This window comes from Oceaniglobus ichthyenteri (assembly GCF_003057885.1).
Lineage (GTDB): Bacteria > Pseudomonadota > Alphaproteobacteria > Rhodobacterales > Rhodobacteraceae > Oceaniglobus > Oceaniglobus ichthyenteri.
The window spans coordinates 157,123-176,014 of sequence record NZ_QAGK01000007.1; the positions used below are offsets into that span (position 1 = coordinate 157,123).

Annotated in this window: 22 protein-coding genes; 20 read left to right on the forward strand and 2 right to left on the reverse strand. The window is 61.1% G+C overall.

Translation table 11 applies throughout. The features are described 5' to 3' along the window. Positions 1 to 112: 112 nt before the first annotated feature. The 13 genes from C8265_RS12375 to C8265_RS12435 are packed head-to-tail and all read left to right on the forward strand — an operon-like array spanning position 113 to position 8,685. Positions 113 to 391 carry a hypothetical protein gene (locus C8265_RS12375; protein WP_108484319.1) on the forward strand — a complete coding sequence of 93 codons (279 nt, stop codon included), beginning with the start codon at positions 113 to 115 and terminating at the stop codon, positions 389 to 391. Next, positions 384 to 944 (forward strand): HdeD family acid-resistance protein, encoded by a 561-nt coding sequence (locus C8265_RS12380; protein ID WP_108484320.1) that lies wholly within the window; start codon positions 384 to 386, stop codon positions 942 to 944. The genes C8265_RS12375 and C8265_RS12380 overlap by 8 nt, the downstream gene beginning before the upstream one ends. Positions 945 to 974: 30 nt before the next feature. Further along, entirely contained in the window at positions 975 to 1,745 is a 771-nt protein-coding gene (locus C8265_RS12385; protein ID WP_108484321.1) for an SDR family NAD(P)-dependent oxidoreductase, read from the forward strand. A gap of 3 nt (positions 1,746 to 1,748) precedes the next feature. Beyond that, positions 1,749 to 3,119 (forward strand): F0F1 ATP synthase subunit beta, encoded by a 1,371-nt coding sequence (atpD, locus tag C8265_RS12390; protein ID WP_108484322.1) that lies wholly within the window; start codon positions 1,749 to 1,751, stop codon positions 3,117 to 3,119. After that, positions 3,116 to 3,529, forward strand: coding sequence for an ATPase (locus C8265_RS12395; RefSeq protein ID WP_108484323.1), 414 nt, complete (start codon positions 3,116 to 3,118; stop codon positions 3,527 to 3,529). Before atpD ends, C8265_RS12395 begins: the two co-directional genes overlap by 4 nt. Beyond that, positions 3,526 to 3,804 carry an AtpZ/AtpI family protein gene (locus C8265_RS12400; protein ID WP_108484324.1) on the forward strand — a complete coding sequence of 93 codons (279 nt, stop codon included), beginning with the start codon at positions 3,526 to 3,528 and terminating at the stop codon, positions 3,802 to 3,804. Before C8265_RS12395 ends, C8265_RS12400 begins: the two co-directional genes overlap by 4 nt. After that, complete coding sequence (locus tag C8265_RS12405) at positions 3,804 to 4,103, forward strand: N-ATPase subunit AtpR (RefSeq protein ID WP_108484325.1); 300 nt, start codon at positions 3,804 to 3,806, stop codon at positions 4,101 to 4,103. The genes C8265_RS12400 and C8265_RS12405 overlap by 1 nt, the downstream gene beginning before the upstream one ends. Further along, positions 4,094 to 4,798 carry a F0F1 ATP synthase subunit A gene (locus C8265_RS12410; RefSeq protein WP_108484326.1) on the forward strand — a complete coding sequence of 235 codons (705 nt, stop codon included), beginning with the start codon at positions 4,094 to 4,096 and terminating at the stop codon, positions 4,796 to 4,798. Before C8265_RS12405 ends, C8265_RS12410 begins: the two co-directional genes overlap by 10 nt. Further along, the gene (locus C8265_RS12415; RefSeq protein ID WP_108484327.1) at positions 4,795 to 5,085 is read left to right on the forward strand and encodes a F0F1 ATP synthase subunit C; all 291 of its coding nucleotides are present in this window, start codon (positions 4,795 to 4,797) and stop codon (positions 5,083 to 5,085) included. The genes C8265_RS12410 and C8265_RS12415 overlap by 4 nt, the downstream gene beginning before the upstream one ends. Before the next feature lie 2 nt (positions 5,086 to 5,087). Further along, the gene (locus C8265_RS12420) at positions 5,088 to 5,843 is read left to right on the forward strand and encodes a F0F1 ATP synthase subunit B family protein (protein WP_108484328.1); all 756 of its coding nucleotides are present in this window, start codon (positions 5,088 to 5,090) and stop codon (positions 5,841 to 5,843) included. After that, complete coding sequence (locus C8265_RS12425; protein ID WP_108484329.1) at positions 5,833 to 7,359, forward strand: F0F1 ATP synthase subunit alpha; 1,527 nt, start codon at positions 5,833 to 5,835, stop codon at positions 7,357 to 7,359. Before C8265_RS12420 ends, C8265_RS12425 begins: the two co-directional genes overlap by 11 nt. Next, positions 7,343 to 8,251, forward strand: coding sequence for a F0F1 ATP synthase subunit gamma (locus C8265_RS12430; RefSeq protein ID WP_108484330.1), 909 nt, complete (start codon positions 7,343 to 7,345; stop codon positions 8,249 to 8,251). Before C8265_RS12425 ends, C8265_RS12430 begins: the two co-directional genes overlap by 17 nt. Before the next feature lie 17 nt (positions 8,252 to 8,268). Then, positions 8,269 to 8,685: a CBS domain-containing protein gene (locus C8265_RS12435; protein ID WP_108484369.1), complete on the forward strand. Its 417-nt coding sequence runs from the start codon at positions 8,269 to 8,271 to the stop codon at positions 8,683 to 8,685. 7 nt (positions 8,686 to 8,692) lie between these two features. Here C8265_RS12435 and C8265_RS12440 read toward each other — a convergent pair whose 3' ends face one another. Beyond that, complete coding sequence (locus C8265_RS12440; RefSeq protein WP_108484331.1) at positions 8,693 to 9,427, reverse strand: Crp/Fnr family transcriptional regulator; 735 nt, start codon at positions 9,425 to 9,427, stop codon at positions 8,693 to 8,695. 161 nt (positions 9,428 to 9,588) lie between these two features. Here C8265_RS12440 and C8265_RS12445 point away from each other — a divergent pair, with 161 nt between their 5' ends. The 4 genes from C8265_RS12445 to C8265_RS12460 are packed head-to-tail and all read left to right on the forward strand — an operon-like array spanning position 9,589 to position 13,856. Beyond that, a complete protein-coding gene (locus C8265_RS12445; RefSeq protein ID WP_240611069.1) occupies positions 9,589 to 10,710 on the forward strand; it encodes an ABC transporter permease in 1,122 nt (373 codons plus the stop codon). After that, a complete protein-coding gene (locus tag C8265_RS12450) occupies positions 10,710 to 11,522 on the forward strand; it encodes an ABC transporter ATP-binding protein (protein ID WP_108484332.1) in 813 nt (270 codons plus the stop codon). Before C8265_RS12445 ends, C8265_RS12450 begins: the two co-directional genes overlap by 1 nt. Further along, positions 11,522 to 13,237: an MlaD family protein gene (locus C8265_RS12455; RefSeq protein WP_108484333.1), complete on the forward strand. Its 1,716-nt coding sequence runs from the start codon at positions 11,522 to 11,524 to the stop codon at positions 13,235 to 13,237. Before C8265_RS12450 ends, C8265_RS12455 begins: the two co-directional genes overlap by 1 nt. A gap of 1 nt (position 13,238) precedes the next feature. Continuing rightward, positions 13,239 to 13,856 (forward strand): ABC-type transport auxiliary lipoprotein family protein, encoded by a 618-nt coding sequence (locus C8265_RS12460; protein WP_108484334.1) that lies wholly within the window; start codon positions 13,239 to 13,241, stop codon positions 13,854 to 13,856. A gap of 58 nt (positions 13,857 to 13,914) precedes the next feature. Here the strand turns inward: C8265_RS12460 and C8265_RS12465 are convergent, their stop codons facing one another. Then, positions 13,915 to 14,865, reverse strand: a complete 951-nt coding sequence (locus C8265_RS12465) for a radical SAM protein (RefSeq protein WP_108484335.1) — start codon at positions 14,863 to 14,865, stop codon at positions 13,915 to 13,917. Between the two features lie 217 nt (positions 14,866 to 15,082). Between C8265_RS12465 and zwf the strand changes: the two genes are divergently transcribed. From zwf to pgi, 3 genes are read left to right on the forward strand one after another with little or no spacing between them, the layout of a single operon-like run. After that, entirely contained in the window at positions 15,083 to 16,534 is a 1,452-nt protein-coding gene (gene zwf, locus C8265_RS12470) for a glucose-6-phosphate dehydrogenase (RefSeq protein WP_108484336.1), read from the forward strand. Positions 16,535 to 16,594: 60 nt separating this feature from the next. After that, positions 16,595 to 17,266, forward strand: coding sequence for a 6-phosphogluconolactonase (gene pgl / locus C8265_RS12475; protein ID WP_108484337.1), 672 nt, complete (start codon positions 16,595 to 16,597; stop codon positions 17,264 to 17,266). Beyond that, positions 17,263 to 18,873: a glucose-6-phosphate isomerase gene (gene pgi / locus C8265_RS12480; protein WP_108484338.1), complete on the forward strand. Its 1,611-nt coding sequence runs from the start codon at positions 17,263 to 17,265 to the stop codon at positions 18,871 to 18,873. Before pgl ends, pgi begins: the two co-directional genes overlap by 4 nt. Positions 18,874 to 18,892 lie beyond the last annotated feature (19 nt).

The window sequence follows — 18,892 nt, forward strand, 5'->3', positions numbered from 1 at the left end:
TTGGCATTGATCCAGGTTAATGCGCGGTCTGCATAACCCGGATATCATGAACTCTGTCGGGTCGGGCCAACACTCACGACCCGTACCCGTAACCGTCGAAAAGGAAGGTGCGATGACATCTCAAGCCGATCCTGAACCGAAAAAGATCAAAGCGGCGCTGGCGTCAGGGTTGGGGAAGGTTTACACACGTCATGGTTTTGTTGCGCGCCTGTGTGGCGTCGCCGACAGGGATAATTCCCGCCGGAGCAATGAACCAAAGGCCGCCGCGCTTTTTGCGCGCGGCGGTGGAATGGCAGGAATGGGCCGGTTGGACCATGCCGCCGAAATATTGGCCGGCCGCGCCGGAACGCGCATCGCCGCCATGACATGGAGAGCGCCGACACATGCGTGAGTTGCATCCCAATCTGACACAAAACTGGCGGCTGTTCCTGTTGCGCGGCATTGTCGCCATCGGTTTTGGCCTTGTCACCTTCGCATGGCCGGGTCTGACTCTGGATGGTCTGGTGGTGCTGTTTGGCGCTTTTGTTCTGCTGGACGGGGTTCTTGCGCTGGCTCTGGCAACGCGTGATCGTCGCTGGCTTGGCATGTGGTGGGTCTGGGCGGTTGAGGGGGTTCTGGGGCTGGGGGTGTTTTTGCTGACGCTGTATGCGCCGGATGCCACGGCCTTTGCCTTGCGCATCCTGATTGCCGTCTGGGCCATGCTTGACGGGTTGCTCAGGGTGGTGATCGCCATCCGTTTGCGCCGTGAAATTCCCGGCGAGCGGTTTCTGGTGCTGGGCGGGCTGTTATCGTTTTTGGCCGGTGTGGTGATGTTTGTTGTCCCGTTAGAGGGGGCGCTGGCGGTCATCTGGCTGATTGAACTGCACGCGCTCGGCGTTGGCGCGCTGTTTGTCGCGCTGGCGGAAAAGCTGCGGCGCAAATCCACAGGATCGGCCCCGGCGTGATTGCGGGGCCCTATTATGAAAGGACATAAGATGAAACGTTTGCAGGATAAGATTGCGTTGATCACCGGCGGTGCGGCCGGGATCGGGTTGGAAACAGCGCGGCTGTTTCTGGAACATGGCGCAAAGGTTGCCTTGATCGATCTGAAAGACGACGATCTGAGCGCCGCCGCCGATACGTTGAACGCGGGCGACGATGTGCTGTGTGTGGCCGCCGATGTATCTTCGGCCGAGGATAGCGCGCGTTACGTCAAGGCGGTGCTGGATCGTTTTGGCCAGATCGACGTGTTTTTCAATAACGCCGGAATCGAGGGCAAGGTCGCGCCATTGGTCGATCAGAAGATCGAGGATTTTGACCGGGTCATGTCGGTCAACGTGCGCGGCGCCTTTCTGGGCTTGCAACATGTCATGCCCGCCATGATCGAACGCAAATCCGGCAGTATCATCAACATGTCATCCATCGCCGGGCTACAGGGCAGCGCCAATGTGGCCCCCTATATCACGTCAAAACACGCCATTGTCGGGCTGACCCGGGCCGCCGCAATCGAGGCGGCAGCGGCCAATGTGCGCGTGAACTCGGTGCATCCATCGCCGATCAACACCCGGATGATGCGGTCATTGGAAGAAGGGTTCAGCCCCGGCCATGGCGATGAGACGCAAAAACAACTGGCCGCGTCGATCCCGCTGGCGCGCTATGGTGAATCCATTGATGTGGCCAATCTGGTGCTGTTTCTGGCATCGGATGAATCGGCGTTTATCACCGGGGGGCAGTATCCGGTTGATGGCGGTTTGGCGGCGGGTTGAACCATGCCTGATTTCCCCCAGGGGCATATCGTGGCGGTCCGCGGCGGCATTGTCGATGTGGCGTTTCCCGGTGACAGGCCCGACATCGACGATCTGCTGTATGCGGGCGATATTGCCCTGCAGGTGATGTCCTTCGTCGAAGGCGGGGCGGCGCGGTGTATCGCGCTGGCCTCGGTCAATGGCCTGGGCTTGGGCACTGGTGTGCGCGCCACCGGCGGGCCGGTGATGGTGCCGGTGGGCGAGGGCGTGTTGGGCCGGATGCTGGATGTGTTCGGTGCCCCGATTGACGGGGAACCGGCGCCCATCGCCGATGAACACCGCTCGATCCACAACGCGCCGCCGCGCCTGGCCGATCGGGTGTTGCGCGCCGAAGTATTGGAAACGGGCATCAAGGCAATCGATCTGTTGGCCCCGATTGAGAGGGGCGGCAAAACCGGCCTGTTCGGTGGTGCCGGCGTGGGCAAAACCGTGCTGCTGAGCGAGTTGATTCACAACACCGTTGAACATCACCACGGTGTCAGCCTGTTTTGTGGCATTGGCGAACGCTCGCGCGAGGCCGAAGAGCTGTGGCGCGAAATGGGCGAGGCGGGCGTGCGCGACCGCATGGTGATGCTGTTTGGCCAGATGAACGAAAGCCCGGGTGTGCGGTTTTTGGTTGGCAAATCGGCGCTGACCATGGCGGAATGGTTCCGCGATGACCGGCAACAGGATGTGTTGTTGTTGATCGACAACGTGTTTCGCTATGTTCAGGCCGGATCGGAGGTGTCGGGGTTGATGGGGCGGATGCCATCGCGCGTGGGGTATCAGCCGACCCTGGCCACCGAACTGGCCACATTGCAGGAACGCATCGCATCCACCCGCAAAGGCGCGATCACGTCGATTCAGGCGGTCTATGTGCCGGCCGATGATTTCACCGATCCGGCGGCGGCGCATATCTTTTCGCACCTGTCGGCCTCGGTGGTTTTGTCACGCAAACGCGCGAGTGAGGGGTTGTATCCCGCGGTTGATCCTTTGGCCTCATCCTCGGTCATGTTGACGCCGAATGTAGTGGGGCAGCGCCATTATGATATTGCCCGCGCCGTGCGCCGCACCCTCGCCGAATACGAAGACCTGCGCGATATCATTGCCATGCTTGGGATCGAGGAATTATCGGCCCATGACCGCGCTGTGGTTGCGCGCGCGCGGCGGTTGGAGCGGTTTTTGACCCAACCGTTCGCCACTGTCAGCGCGTCAACTGGCGCGGGAGGCAAATTGGTACCGCTTGAGGCGACGTTGAAGGGCTGTGAAACCATCCTGGCACAAACCACGTTCGATCGCCCCGAAAGCGATTATTACATGATCGGGGCCTTGCCCGAACCCGAGGTCGCGGCATGACCATGGCCGACGACATGCAGGTGATGGTGCGGCTGCCCGGTGCGACGCTGTTTGAGGGGGCCGCCACGCGGTTGAACGCCGTGGCGCAGAATGGCGCGTTTGGGATGCTGCCCAATCACACCGATTTTATCGCGGCGCTGGTGCCCTCGGTGTTGTTGATCACCCAGCCGGGCGGGGATGAGCGGATATTCGGCATCGACGAAGGGCTGTTGGTGAAAACCGGCCACCGGGTGGAAATTGCCGTGCGGCGCGGCATCGAAAGCGCCGATTTGGCCAGCCTGCATGATACGGTCGATCAGTTTTTCGAAACCGTCGAGGATGAAGAGCGCGTCGCGCGCTCGGCCCTGTCAAAGCTTGAGGCGGATATGGTGCGCCGGTTCGCCGGATTGCGAAAGGAGCCGCTGCCATGAGTGAGCACAAAAAGGCCAACCAGATCGGCCGCGACGCCGCGCGCAAAAAGGCCGCGCGCGACAATCCCGGCCCCAGCCCATTGCGCGGAATCGGCGTGTTTGGGATGATCGGCTGGGCCGTAGCGGTGCCAACCGTGGGGGGTGCGTTTTTGGGCCTGTGGTTAGATCGGATCGCGCCACAGGACTTTTCCTGGACCATCGCCCTGATCCTGGGCGGGGTGGCGATTGGCGGGTTTCTGGCCTGGCGATGGATCGACAAAGAGAAAGGCGAGTGATGTTGGCCAGTTTTGATTTCCCGCTGTTCGGCTTTGGCCTTTTGGCCGGAGCATTGGCGGCGGCGTTGTTTTTTGCCGGGCTGGCCTGGGGCATGCGGCTGGCGCTGCGCGCGCCGCGTCCGGTTGCCGTGCTGCTGCCCAGTGCCGCCTTGCGCATTGCACTGTTGCTGGGCGCGGGGTGGTGGGTGGCCACATGGGGTGTGGCGGCGATACTGGGCTTTGCGCTGGCCTTCATGGTGGTGCGGCTGATTTTGCTGACCGCGCTGCAACCGAAAAAAGAGGCAACGCCATGGAAATGACCCCCGATGAGATCACGGTGTTTACCGTCGGCGGTTTTACGGTAAATGCGACGATTGTTTTTACCTGGATCGTGATGGCGATCCTGACCCTGACGTCAATCCTGATCACCCGCAATTTGCGCCCCGATGTGCCACCAAACCGTTGGCGCACCACGCTTGAGGCAGTGGTGCTGACCATCCAAGGCCAGATCAATGAAATCAGCGCGCGGCCCGACCGGCGGGTGCTGTATTTTGCCGGAACGCTGTTTTTGTTTATTTTCGTATCAAATCTTCTGGCCATTGTGCCGGGTTGGCATGCGCCCACCGGATCACTTTCCACCACCGCGGCGCTGGCACTGGCGGTGCTGGTTGCGGTGCCGCTGTTTGGCATCGCAAGCCGCGGCATCGGGGGATATTTGCGCAGCTATATCGAACCCAACATCATCATGCTGCCATTCAACATCATCGGTGAATTTTCGCGCGGCGTCTCTTTGGCCATTCGCCTGTATGGCAACGTGATGAGCGGTGCTGTGATTGCCGCGATATTGCTGGGCGTTGCGCCGTTTTTCTTTCCGGTGATCATGGATGCGCTGGGCCTGCTGACCGGCGTGATTCAGGCGTATATCTTTGCCATCCTTGCCACCGTTTATATTTCGTCAGCCACCGAAGTGGCCGAAACCGAACCCAAAGCTGCCGTTACAAAGGACCAGACATGACCGATCTCGCCATCATTGCTGCAATTTCGATTTTCACCGCCGGGCTGACCGTGTCGTTTGGCGCGCTTGGCCCCGCCTTGGGTGAAGGGCGCGCAGCGGCCAGTGCGCTGTCGGCCATTGCCCAACAGCCCGATTCCGCCTCGACCTTGTCGCGCACCCTGTTTGTCAGCCTTGCGATGATCGAATCCACCGCGATCTATTGTTTCGTGGTGGCGATGATCCTGTTGTTTGCCAACCCGTTCTGGAACGCAGCCGTTGAAGCGGCAAGTCAGGGCGCGGGTGGCTAACGATGTCGATTGACTGGATCACCGTCGCGGCCCAACTGGTTAACTTTCTGGTGCTGGTATGGTTGTTGAAACGGTTCTTGTACCGCCCGATCCTGGATGGGATCGATGCGCGCGAACGCGAAATCTCCGACCGTATGGCCGAAGCGGCGCAGATCCGCGAGGCGGCCGAAACCGCCGCCGCAGAACACCATGCCGAAACCCAGCGCCTGAAAGCGGCGCGCGATGGCGCCCTGGAACAGGCCCGCGCCGAGGCCGCCGCCGAGCGGGATGAAATGCTGTCACAGGCGCGCGCGCGACTGAACCGCGAACAGGAATCCCGCGCCACCGAACGGGCGCAAGAGGCGCGCCAATACACCGAAAAGCTGCATCAAAAGGGGGCGGCAGCCTTGGTTTCGCTGACTCGCAAGGCGCTGAACGATCTGTCTGGCGAAACCTTGGAAGATCGCATCGTGGCGCGCGCCATATCGCGTCTGGGCGCCATGACCGACGATTTGAAGGCCGCAGTCGGCGACAGCCGCGCCGCCGTGGTGACCACGCGCACGCCGTTGCCCGATAATCTGCGCACGCAGATCGACACTGCGATTGCGGATGCATTGCCCGGCACAAACGTGCGTTATGCCACCGACCCGGATCAATCGCCGGGCCTGTCCTTGCGGTTGGGCGGCGCGCAACTGGGCTGGACTGTCGATGGCTATGTCGACGGATTGCAAGAAATCTTAAGCGATGCGGAACAAAAGAGGCGCTCTGATGCTGCATGATGCCCCCCGCGATGCCACCGATGATCTGCTTCAGGCGGTTCTGGATGCGCCACCGCCAAAACCGCACCTGAGCGAAATTGGCACAGTTGCCGAAATTGGCGACGGGATCGCCATTGTCACCGGTCTGGCGCGGGCGTTGGTGGATGAGGTGTTGGATTTTGGCGGCGGGCTGACCGGAATCGTGTTTGACCTGGAACTTGACCGGCTTGGCGTGGTGATGTTGGGGCCGGCCGGGTCGGTTGTGCCGGGGGCTGATGTGCGGCGCACCGGTCAGGTGATCAGCGTGCCGGTGGGGGCGGCATTGTTGGGGCGGGTCGTCAACGGGTTGGGACAGCCCCGTGATGGTGGCGGGCCAATCGCCACCGACCGGATGCGCCCGATTGAAATGCAGCCCCCCGGCATCCTTGATCGCCGCCCCGTGGCGCGGCCCCTGGCGACGGGCCTGAAGGCGGTGGATGCCGCTGTGCCGGTCGGGCTGGGTCAACGTGAGTTGATTATTGGGGATCGCCAGACCGGTAAAACATCCATCGCGGTCGATGCGATCTTGAACCAGAAAAATACCGGCGTGGCCTGTATTTATTGCGCCATCGGTCAACGCGGCGATGCGGTGGCAAAGGTGATTGGCGCTTTGCGCGATGGCGGGGTGATGGACAACACCATCGTCATGTCGGCGGGTGATGAGGAAACGCCGGGTCAGTCCTATGTCGCGCCCTACGGGGCCATGTCGATGGCTGAATCCTTGGCCGCCGAGGGACGCGATGTGTTGATCGTGTTCGATGATCTGACCCACCACGCCCATTCCTACCGCGAATTGTCGCTGTTGTTGCGCCGCCCACCGGGGCGCGAGGCGTTTCCAGGCGATATCTTTTTCGTCCATGCGCGTCTGTTGGAACGGGCCGGGCAATTTGGCCCCGGTGTTGGCGGTGGCTCGATCACCGCGCTGCCGGTGGTTGAAACCCAGGCGGAAAACCTGTCGGCCTATATTCCCACCAACCTGATTTCGATCACCGATGGGCAGATATATCTGTCGCCCCGTCTGGTGCGGCGCAATCAGTTTCCCGCCGTTGATCTGGGCGTGTCGGTATCGCGGGTGGGCGGCAAGGCGCAAGCGCCCGCGCTGCGCGATGTGGCGGGCAACCTGCGCGTGACTCTGTCGCAATTCGAAGAGCTTGAGGAATTCGCCCGTTTTGGCACCCGGCTTGATGATGAAACCCGCGCCCGGCTGTCACGCGGTGCGGCGGTGCGCGCCGCCCTGCGCCAGCCCGAGCGTGATCCGATGCCTGCCGATGAACAACTGGCGGTATTGATCGCCGCGATGGAGGGGCTGTTGGATGATCTGAGCGAGCCGGACATGGCCACGGCCAGCGCTGCCATTCGCGCCGCCATTCGTGCCGGACAGGGCGAAACCCGCGCCCTTATTCAATCGGGCCAACGGTTGGGCAAAGACGGGCGCGCCCAGATCGTGGCGCTGGCGCGCGCGGCGGTGCAAGGGGGCGGCGATGGCACAAACCCTTGAACGCCTCACCCGGCGCACCGACACGATGCAAAGCATCCGAGGCATCGTGCGCACGATGAAAACCATGGCGGCGATCAATGCCGCCCCCTATGAACAGGCCGCCCGCGCCATTGATGAATGGCGTGATACGGTGCTGGATGGGCTGCAGGCGTTCCTGCATATCAACGGCCCCTTGGTGCAGGATGAACCGGCCGATGACCGCGCGGTGCTGGTTGTTCTGGGGTCGGATCACGGCCTGTGCGGTAATTACAACGAGGTGATCGCAGCCGAGGCCGCGCGTCATCGCGCCCCCGGATGCACCCTGCGCATTCTGTGTGTGGGCGCACAGATGGAGGATGCGTTGCACGGTGTCGGCATGGTGCCCGAAGTCACGCTGTTGCCCCCGGCCAATGTGGATGGGTTGAACCGCCTGGCCGGGGATCTGGTGACGCGGCTTGAGGGATTGCGCGGCCACGGCCCGGTGACGTTGATTTACACCCACCGGATTGATCATGGCCGTCATGCCCCCATTTCGCAACGTTTGCTGCCGCTTGACCGCGATATGATGGTGGACTTGGCGGCGCGCCCCTGGGTGTCGCGCAGTTTGCCGCGCTTTACACTGTCGGCGTCTGATATGTTGGCGGCGCTGGTGCGCAACCTGTTGTTTGCCACCGTCCACCGCGCCGCCGCCGAGGCATTGGTGACAGAAAACGCAGCCCGGCTGGCGCGGATGCAGCAGGCCGAACAATCGGTGGACGAGCGGTTGGAAGATCTGAAATCGGAAACACGATCCGTACGGCAAAGCGAAATCACGACCGAACTGTTGGATGTGATCGTGGGGTTTGAGGCGCTGAAAGCGCGTGAGAAACGCAAGAACAGGTCAGAATCCCAATCCAGCGCGATACCCGACTGATCGGGATGGAGGTGAATATGCGTGTGTCCAGAATTATGCAAAGGCAACCGTCCTGCGTGGGGCCGGGAACATCGATTCGCGCCGCAGCCGCGTTGATGAAGGACCGCGATATCGGGTTTTTACCGGTGGTCGAGGGCGGCGTTGCCATTGGTGTTTTGACGGACCGCGATCTTGTGCTGGGGTTGATGCCCAATGCCCGGTGGGGCCGGGATCAGCCGGTCAGCACCATCATGACCCGTTATGTCAGCATCTGCCACGCCGATCACAGCGTAGTTGATGCGGCGCGAATGATGGGGGATCGGCGCATTCGCCGCCTGTTGGTAAACGATCCCGACGGTCGGTTGTTGGGTATTGTATCGCTGGGCGATATTGCCCGCGACGCAAGCGAAGAACTCGCCGGTCAGACCTTGGGTGAGATTGTCGAATGCCGATGATTGGCCGCTACACGGGCAAGGCGCGCATCAGGATTTCTTCTTTCAACAGGCCGATGTCGATATCGGCCAGTGCGCACAGGGTGGCCACGTCTTCCAGACAGATCGTGCCGCTGTCGGGGTGCGAAATCAGCCCCTCGCGTTCGAATCTGCGCAGGGTGCGGCAGACGTGAACATTGGTCAGGCCGGTAAATTCGCCCAGCTTTTGCTGGGTGATCGGAAATTCGAACCGGGTGCCTTGGGTGCGGCCCACATATTCCAGCCGGACGTAAAACTCCAACAGCGCATAGGCGATGCGGTTGGCGGCGTTGCCCCGCCCCAATCGCAGCAACAATTCCGACGTGCGCGATTGCGCCGTCAGGATCGACGCCGCCATCAGTTTGCGCAAACGGATAAAGGCGGCATCGGGGCCATTGGCGGCCATGGGGTGAACCACGATATATTCCACATCGCTCAGCGCTTCGACGCTACAGGCCGCGACGGGCACGATTTCGGTGCCGATCAGGGCGAAATCGCCCGGCAGCATCACATCAATGATTTGCCTGTCGCCCGAAATCAGCGTTTTGGACAGGCCGATCCAGCCCTTCAGCAGAAGAATCGAGTGATCGGCAAAATCGCCCTCGTCAGCGATCAGCGTGCCTTGTTTGGCATGAACCGACGGAATGCGGCACTGCACCTGCAACGTTTGGGCCAAATCCCCGGTTCTGTCGCCCGGAAGGCGGGCCAGGAGTGCCGATTTGCTCATCAGTGGTTCCCCTTCATACGGGAATGGCGGTATGAGGCGACACTATACGCATTCAACGTCAAAAGGCACCCGAATATGGCTGGCCCCGCACAGGCCGACCAAAACCGTGTCAAAGGCGCGATAAACAGGCAAAGGCACGGCATGAACACCGGAGGAAACAGGTGACCCAAGGCGGCAACGATACCCAAACCGACCCACCGCGCATTGCGGTGGACGAGGGGCGTGTTGTGCTGTCGGGTGATCTGCTGATCGATGGGGTCGCGGCGCTTAGCTGTGATGTTGATACCGCGCAAGGCGTTGATATCAAACAGGTGGGCCGGATGGACACGGCCGGCGCCTGGTTTGTTCTTGATCTGGCGGGGCGGATTGGCGGGCAGGGGGGCACCGTGCCGATCACCGGTGCCAGCGATGTGCAACAGCTTTTGCTTGATACGGTCAGTGCCAATATGCCCGGCGGCGATGTGCCGCAGGCAAAACGCCAAAGCATCGCGGATGTGATTGAGGGTGTCGGGCAAAGTGTGCACGGCTCCTGGCGGTTGGTTATCGAAGTCACCGGTTTTCTGGGTCAGGTGATGGCGGCGCTGGCGACCCTGGTCATTCACCCCCGGCGGCTGCGCCTGACGTCGCTGGTGCATCACATGCAGGAAGTGGGGTTAAAGGCCGTTCCCATCGTGACGCTGATGGCGTTTCTGATCGGTGTGGTTTTGGCGTTTCAGGGGTCGGTGCAGTTGCGCCAGTTCGGGGCCGAAGTGTTTGTGGTTGATCTGATCGCCATTGCGGTTCTGCGCGAATTGGGCATTTTGCTGACCGCGATCATCATTGCAGGGCGATCCGGGTCGGCATTTACCGCCGCGATCGGATCGATGAAAATGCGCGAGGAAGTGGACGCCATGCGCACCCTGGGGTTGGACCCGGTGCAAATACTGGTCGTGCCGCGCGTGTTGGCGTTGATCATCACCTTGCCGATACTGGGGCTGATTGCCGATGTTTCGGGGTTGGTGGGCGGTGCCATGATGTCATGGATCGAACTGGGCGTATCGCCCAGCGTGTTTCAATCGCGCCTCGTGGCCAATATCAACCTCTGGCAGTTTTCGGTGGGGATCATCAAGGCGCCGTTCTTTGCGCTGATCATTGGCGTTATCGGGTGTTACGAAGGGCTGAAGGTGGGCGGCAATGCCGAATCCCTTGGGCGGCTTACCTCGACCTCGGTCGTGGTTTCGATTTTTCTGGTCATTGTGGCCGATGCGATGTTTTCGATCTTTTTTGCCCTGGTGGGGGTGTGATGCGCAATTCGCAAAACAGCGCGGCGGACGACAGCGATCCGATTATCCGGGTGCGCGGGCTGGTCAAGAAATTCGGCGATCATGTGGTGCATGATGGCGTCGATCTTGACGTGCGGCGCGGTGAAATCATTGGCATTGTCGGCGGATCGGGGACCGGCAAATCGGTGCTGTTGCATCAGATTGTCGGCCTGTTGAAACCCAACGCAGGCCAGATCGAGGTGTTCGGCAAAAGCGTGCGGGACACATCCGAGGAAGAATACCGCGCCATTCGCCGCCGCTGGGGCGTGATGTTTCAGGATGGGGCGCTGTTTTCATCGCTGACCGTGCGCCAGAACGTCGAAGTGCCAATGCGCGAGCAGTTGGATATGCCCGACGACCTGCGCGAAACCCTGGCCGGAATCAAGGTGCGCATGGTCGGCCTGCCCGACAATGCCCAAGGCAAATATCCATCGGATCTGTCGGGCGGAATGCGCAAACGGGCCGGATTTGCGCGCGCCATCTCATTGGACCCGGAAATCGTGTTTCTGGATGAACCCACCGCCGGGCTTGACCCGATTGGCGCCGCCGCGTTCGACACGCTGATCGGGCGGTTGCAGGCCGCGCTGGGCCTGACCGTGTTCATGGTCACCCACGATCTGGACTCTTTGCACGCAATCTGCGACCGGATTGCGGTGTTGGCCGAAAAAAAGGTGCTGGCGGTCGGCACAATGGCCGAAATGCTGGAAATCGATCACCCATGGGTGCGCGAATACTTCCACGGACCGCGTGCGCGCGCCGCCCTGAAAACCACCGACAATGATGAGGTGCGATAATGGAAACCCGGGCGAATTTCATCCTGATCGGCGCCTTTACCCTGGCGGGCATTCTGGGGGCGCTGGGGTTCATGATCTGGCTGGCCAATGTTCAGCTTGACCGGCAATATGCCCAATATGCCATTCTGTTTGAGGATGTGTCGGGGCTGGATGGATCGGGTGATGTTCTGTTCAACGGGATCAGCGTGGGCAAGGTGATTGAATTGCGCATTCACGCGCCCGATCCGTCGCAAATTTATGTGAAAATCGAAGTCGACGCCACAACGCCGGTGCGCGAAGACACGGTTGCACAGCTGAATTCATCTGCGGTGACGGGGGTGTCTTATATTGCCCTGTCCAATCAGGGTGCCGTATCCGCGCCCCTGACCGCGCCCGCGGGTGAGGTACCGATCATCACCTCGAAACCTTCGACCCTGCAACAATTGGTCGACGGCGCGCCCAACCTGGTGGCCGAGGCGACACGTCTGTTGGAGCAATTTACCAAGATCGTCGGGCCGGAAAATCAGGAGAATGTAAGCGGCATCCTCAGCAATCTGAACACCGCCTCTGGCGGGTTGGAACAGGCACTGGTGGATTTTTCCGAAATCACCGCAACCGTGGCGGATGCAACGTCGCAAATCGCAGATTTCACCGATCGTTTGGGCGCTCTGAGCACAGCGGCAGAAACCACATTGGCCAATGTCGATACCGCGCTGGGGTCGGCGGCGGGGGCGTTTGATGCGGCCGAGGGCGCGATTTCATCGTCTACCGGTGCCATCGACAGCGCCGCGGCGGCGTTTGCACAGGCCGAAACCCTGATGCAAAAGGATGTGCCGGTGATCGTCGCGCAAATCTCTGAAACAATGACCACGCTGAACACGGCGATTGGCGATCTGTCCACCCGGTCGGGGGCCACATTGGACGGATTCACCGAAACCGCCGGTCTGTTGAATGCACGGCTGACCGAATTGGAAACCACATTGACCGAGGCGGAAACCGCCTTTGCCGCCGTGACCGAAGCATCGGACAGTTTCGATGCGTTGGTGGATGGCGACGGCGCGCTGTTGGTGGCCGAAGCGCGGGTGGTTCTGGGCGATGCGGGCCGGGCCATTGCCACCATTGAAAGCGTGATCGACACCGACGTGCCGGCCGTGGTGGCCGACATCCGCACAGCCGTGGACAGTGCCGCGCGCGCGGTTGAACAGGTGGCGCAGGACATAACCGGCGCCACGGCGCAGCTTGACCCGATGGCAACCGATGCGCGTGCCGCCCTGTCGGCGGCGACACAGTTGTTTGACCGCGCACAGACCACATTGGTGTATCTGGACGGGGCGCTGGTGTCGGCAAACAGCACATTGGCCACGGCAGATACAACGTTTGAGGCCGCAACAGATGTTCTGTCGACCGATCTTGGACCCGTACTGGAGGATATCCGCGCCACATCGGCCCGCATCCGCAGTGCAACCGATCAGGTGGCCGATGATCTGCCCGCGATCACATCGGATCTTGACGCGCTGATTGTACGCGCCGACGATGTGGTGAAACAGGTACAGTCGACCCTGGCCGCCGCCGCGCCCGGCATCCGCACCTTTACCGGTTCGGGATTGGCAGAACTGACCGGCCTGAGCAGTGAGGCGCGCGGTTTGGTGCAATCGCTGACCCAACTTGTGCGACGGATAGAACAGGACCCTGCCAGGTTCCTTCTTGATGATCGCGTACCCGAATACCGGAGATGACATGACCCAGACACTGATCCTGACCCGCCGCGCCGCTTTGATCGGGGCGGCTGCATCCTTGGGGGGGTGCAGCGCGGTTTCATCGCTGAATTCGGCCGCGACGCCGCTGGACACCTTTGATCTGCGGCCGGTTCCGGGGGCAACCACGGGGCGGCGCACCGCGCGCACGATCCTGGTGGCGCGCCCCACCACACCAGCGGCGATTGCGACAGACCGCATCGTGGTAAAGCCCAACGCCCTGGCGGTCACATACCTGCCCGAAAGCCGGTGGGCCGATGACCTGCCGGCGGTCTTGCAATCGCTGATCGTGCGGTCGATCGCGGGAACGGGCCGGGTTGGATATGTCGGCCCGAACGAGGGCGGGCCGGTGCCCGATGTCGCGCTTTTGTCGCGCGTCGACGCGTTTCAGGTTGAGGCGACGAACCCGGGCTTTTCCGTTGTGATCGACATCAGTCTGACCCTGATGCGCGACCGTGATCAACAGGTGATCGCAACCCGCGTGTTCCGGCAACGCGCCACGGCGACAGACGATATTCCCAGTGTCCTGATCCCGGCGTTTCAGACGGTTCTGGATGGGCTGCTGCCCGATATCGCAAATTGGGTGGTGGCCACGGCGTGATGTCTGGACGGTGGGTGACGCTCGGCTTGCGCCATCGCCCCACCCGCCGTCCCGCAGGTCAGCCCGAACAACTGGCCCCGCCCAGAACGCAGAATTTCGCGCAATGGGGGTGGTTCAGCGACACATCGCGTTCGGCCTGTTCCAGGGTTTCGCCCAGTTCGAATTCGGGCGCATAGGGCAGCAGGGTACAGGCCAGAACGGCGGGTCTGTCGGCACCTTTGCGTTTGACCACCATGCGCGATGAGGCACACATCATCGCATCTGGCGAAATGTTCAGGATATTCCAACAGGCGGTGGTGATTTCGGGCACATCCACGCTGTCATCCATTTCGGGAAACAGCACCGTCTGGGCCGGGTTCATTGCATCAATCGCAAACCCGTGTCTGGCAAACAGGGCCGCGTATCCGGCGCGCGACTGTTCTTCGGTTTCGCCCCAGATGGTACGTCCGGCCACAGCCATCGCAACGCCCGCATCGCGCAGCCATTCCATGCCGGTGATGGTTTTGGCAAAGGCGCCCTTGCCGCGTTCGACATCGTGCATTTCCTGCGAATGGTGATCGACGGAAATCCGCAACGTCAATTTTCCGGGGAAATCGGCGTGCAACGCGGCCAGACCGTCACGCACGGATTTGCGCATCATCGGGCGCATCGCATTGGTCAGCACCAGCACATCGTATCCGCGTTCAAGGGCGGCGCGGGTCATCGCGTTCATTTCGGGGTTCATGTACGGTTCGCCCCCGGTAAAGGCGATTTCGCGCACGCCCCATTGGCGGGTTTGCAGTTGATCGAGATAATCGATCACCTCGGCCTGGGTAATATACACCAAGGCATCGTTTTTGGGCGAGCTTAGGATATAGCAATTGGCGCATTCGATATTGCAAAGGGTGCCGGTATTAAACCACAGGGTCTGTGGAGTGTTCAGCGCAACACTGGCGCGCGGCTCGCCTTTGGCGGTGCGTACCGGATCGCGAAATTTCGCCGGATCCAGGGCATGCGTGTTGTCTTTCATCACTGCGCTCCGCATAGTTTCAAGTGTCGTAACCTGTTGAGCCGTGGCGCGAAACCCTGTCAAATGACGCTGACGCAGTTGTGAACCTGCGCGCAACACTGGACTTGGCGTGGGGACGGGGGTATGAGGCGGGCAGAATTGGTTAGCGCTAACAGCCGCGCAATGGCGGTGCAGCGCGAGAAAACTGGCCGCCGCGCGGCCAAGGATTGAGGGCACTATGGTTTCACGGGTTATTCCGGTCGATCCATTCGATCTGGTGATTTTCGGCGGCACAGGTGATTTGGCCCGGCGCAAGATTTTGCCAGGATTGTATCGCCGGTTCTGTTCCGGGCAAATGCCGCCCGAGGCCCGGGTGATCGGTGCGGCGCGCGCAGATCATGACGATCAGGGCTATCGCGATTTCGTGCGCGATTCGATTCTGGAATTCACCCCCGACGGGCGCGACGAGGACGGGCTTGAGCGTTTTCTGGAGCATCTGCACTATGTCGCCATCGACGCCACGGGTGATGGTGGTTGGGAGAAACTGGCCGAATTGGTGCGCGATGATGTGGTAAAGGCGTTCTATTTTTCAGTCGGGCCAAGCCTGTTTGGGGCATTGGCCGAACGGCTCTATGCCCACGGGCTGGCCGATCGCGACAGCCGGATCGTGGTTGAAAAACCGTTTGGCCGCGATTTGGCCACGGCGCGGGATCTGAACGCGACGCTGGCGGAACATTTCGACGAAACTCAGATTTACCGGATCGATCATTATCTGGGCAAGGAAACTGTGCAAAACCTGATGGCGGTGCGGTTTGCCAACGTTTTGTTCGAACCGTTGTGGAATTCGCAATATGTGGATCACATTCAGATCACCGTTGCCGAAACCGTGGGTGTGGGCGGGCGCGGCGCCTATTATGACAAGGCCGGTGCCATGCGCGACATGGTGCAGAACCACCTGATGCAATTGCTGTGCCTGATCGCGATGGAGCCGCCGGCGCGGTTTTCCCCCGATTCGGTGCGCGATGAAAAACTGAAGGTGATCCGCGCGCTTGACCCGGTGGAACCCCACCATATCGTGCGTGGGCAGTATGACGGGGCCGAGGGCAAAAACAGCTATCGCGAAGATGCCGAAAACCCGCGCAGCCTGACCGAGAGCTTTCTGGCGATGAAGATCAACGTGTCGAACTGGCGCTGGGCCGGGACGCCATTTTATTTGCGCACGGGCAAGCGGCTCAAGGCGCGCACCAGCGAAATCGCCGTGATATTCAAGGACGCGCCCCATTCGATTTTCGGCAGCGAAGCGGGCACCCATCGCAATATCCTGACCATCCGGTTGCAACCCAACGAAGGCATCACCCTGGGCGTGACAATCAAGGAGCCGGGGCAGGGCGGCATGCGCCTTGTCGATGTGCCGCTGGATATGTCGTTTGCCGACGCACTTGGCCCCGATGCCGAAGACCCGCCCGAAGCCTATGAGCGGTTGATCATGGATGTGATCCGCGGCGATCAGACCCTGTTCATGCGCGGTGATGAGGTTGAGGCCGCCTGGGCCTGGACCGACCCGATCATCGAAGGCTGGACCACCCGGGGCGAGGCCCCGAAACTGTACGATTCGGGCAGTGCGGGGCCGGAAGATGCGCAAATGCTGATGCACCGCGCCGGGCGGCGGTGGCGCGAAATCAAGGTGTGACCGGGCTTTCAGGATCGTGTATTCCCCCCTATCATACCGGATGCGTCAAAGGAGGCCGTGATGAAGATCAAAGAATACGCCGACCGTGAAATGATGATGATGCAACTGGCCGACAAAATCGCCGGAGAGTTGAACAGCACATTGATGACCCACGACACCGCTTCGCTTGCGGTGCCGGGGGGCACAACGCCGGGCCCGATATTCGATTCGCTGTGCGGTATCGCGCTGGATTGGAGCAAGGTTTTCATCATGCTGACCGACGAACGCTGGGTGCCCGAAACGTCCGACCGGTCCAATACCCGGTTACTGCGCGAACGGCTGTTGGTGGATCGCGCTGCCGCCGCGCAATATCTGCCGCTCTATGGCGATGCGCCGATCCCCGAGGATCGGTTGGATGCATTGGGTGCGGCGATTGCGCCGCATTTGCCCCTGTCGGTGCTGTTGTTGGGCATGGGGGCCGATATGCACACGGCATCGTTGTTTCCCGGTGCCGACATGCTGGAAGACGCGCTGGACCAAAGTGCGCCGCCGTTGATGGCAATGCGCGCCCCCGGTGCGCCTGAACCGCGCATCACCCTGACCGCGCCGGTTTTGCGCGGCGCGATCAGCACCCATGTGGTGATCACCGGCGATGAAAAACGCAAGGCGCTGGAACGCGCACGCTCCCTTTCCCCGGCCGAGGCGCCGATTTCGGTGGTTTTGGGCGATGCAACGATACATTGGGCCGAATGATGATTGATTGGACGAAACTTTCCGCCGCCGCAGAAAAAACCGCAGACCGGTCGATCCTGTCGTTGTTTGATGACACCCGGGCAGGCGATTTTTCGGCCACCATGGGGGATCTGGTTTTTGATTACTCAAAGACCAACATTGATCGCGACGCGCGCGAATTGCTTTTGGCGCTGTGCGAACAGGCCGATCTGGCGGCCAAACGGGACGCGATGTTTGGCGGTGAACCGATCAACGATACCGAAGGGCGCGCCGTGCTGCACACGGCCCTGCGCAATCTGACCGGCACACCGGTTATGGTGGACGGGGCCGATGTGATGCCCGGTGTATTGGACACGCTGGCGCGGATGAACCGCTTTGCCGAAGATGTGCGCAGCGGCGTGTTTACCGGGCAGGGGGGCAAGATCACCGATGTGGTGAATATCGGCATTGGTGGGTCTGATCTGGGGCCGGTGATGGCCACACTCGCCCTGGCTCCGTATCATGACGGACCGGCAGTGCATTACGTTTCAAACGTCGATGGCGCGCATATTGCCGATACGTTGCGCGGCCTGAACCCCGAAACCACCCTGGTGATCATTGCCAGCAAAACCTTTACCACCATCGAAACCATGACCAATGCCGCCACTGCCAAGGCGTGGATGGGCGAAGTGGTGAAAGACCCCGGCGCACAGTTTGCCGCACTGTCGAGCGCCGCCGATAAAACCGCCGATTTCGGCATCGCCCCGGATCGCGTGTTTGGGTTTGAAGACTGGGTTGGCGGGCGCTATTCCCTGTGGGGGCCAATCGGGCTGCCGATCATGCTGGCCGTGGGGCCGGATGCGTTTCGCGCGATGCTGGCGGGCGCCGAGGCGATGGATCTGCATTTTCGCGCCGCCGCGCCGTTGGAAAACCTTCCAATCATGCTGGCCCTTGTGGGGATATGGCACAATCAGGGATGCGGATACGCCACCCGCGCTGTGCTGCCTTATGAACAAAGGCTGGTGCGCTTGCCCGCGTATCTGCAACAGCTTGAAATGGAAAGTAACGGCAAATCCGTGCAGATGGATGGGGACGATGCGCCGGTCAACACCGGGCCGGTTGTCTGGGGCGAACCGGGCACCAACGGCCAGCACGCGTTTTACCAACTGATCCATCAAGGCACCCGCGTTGTCCCCTGTGAATTCATGGTCGGCGCCACCGGGTTTGAACCCGAACTGGCCCATCAGCACACGCTTTTGGTGGCCAACTGCCTGGCCCAGTCCGAGGCATTGATGCGCGGCCGATCCTTGGATCAGGCCCGCGAAATCATGGCCAAAAAGGGGTTTGAAGGTGCTGAACTAGAGCGTCAGGCGCGCCACCGCGTATTTCCGGGCAACCGACCGTCGACCACACTGCTGTATCCGCAATTAACGCCCTATGTCCTGGGTCAGATCATCGCGCTGTATGAACATCGCGTGTTTGTGGAGGGGGTTCTGTTGGGCATCAATTCCTTTGATCAATGGGGCGTTGAATTGGGCAAGGAACTGGCACTTGCGTTGGAACCCGTGGTCAGTGGGCAGGCCGATGGTGCGGGCAAGGACGGATCAACCCTGGCTTTGGTGCGCTATATCCAGCGCCACGCCGAGTGAGAGCGTGGAATTTGGATAT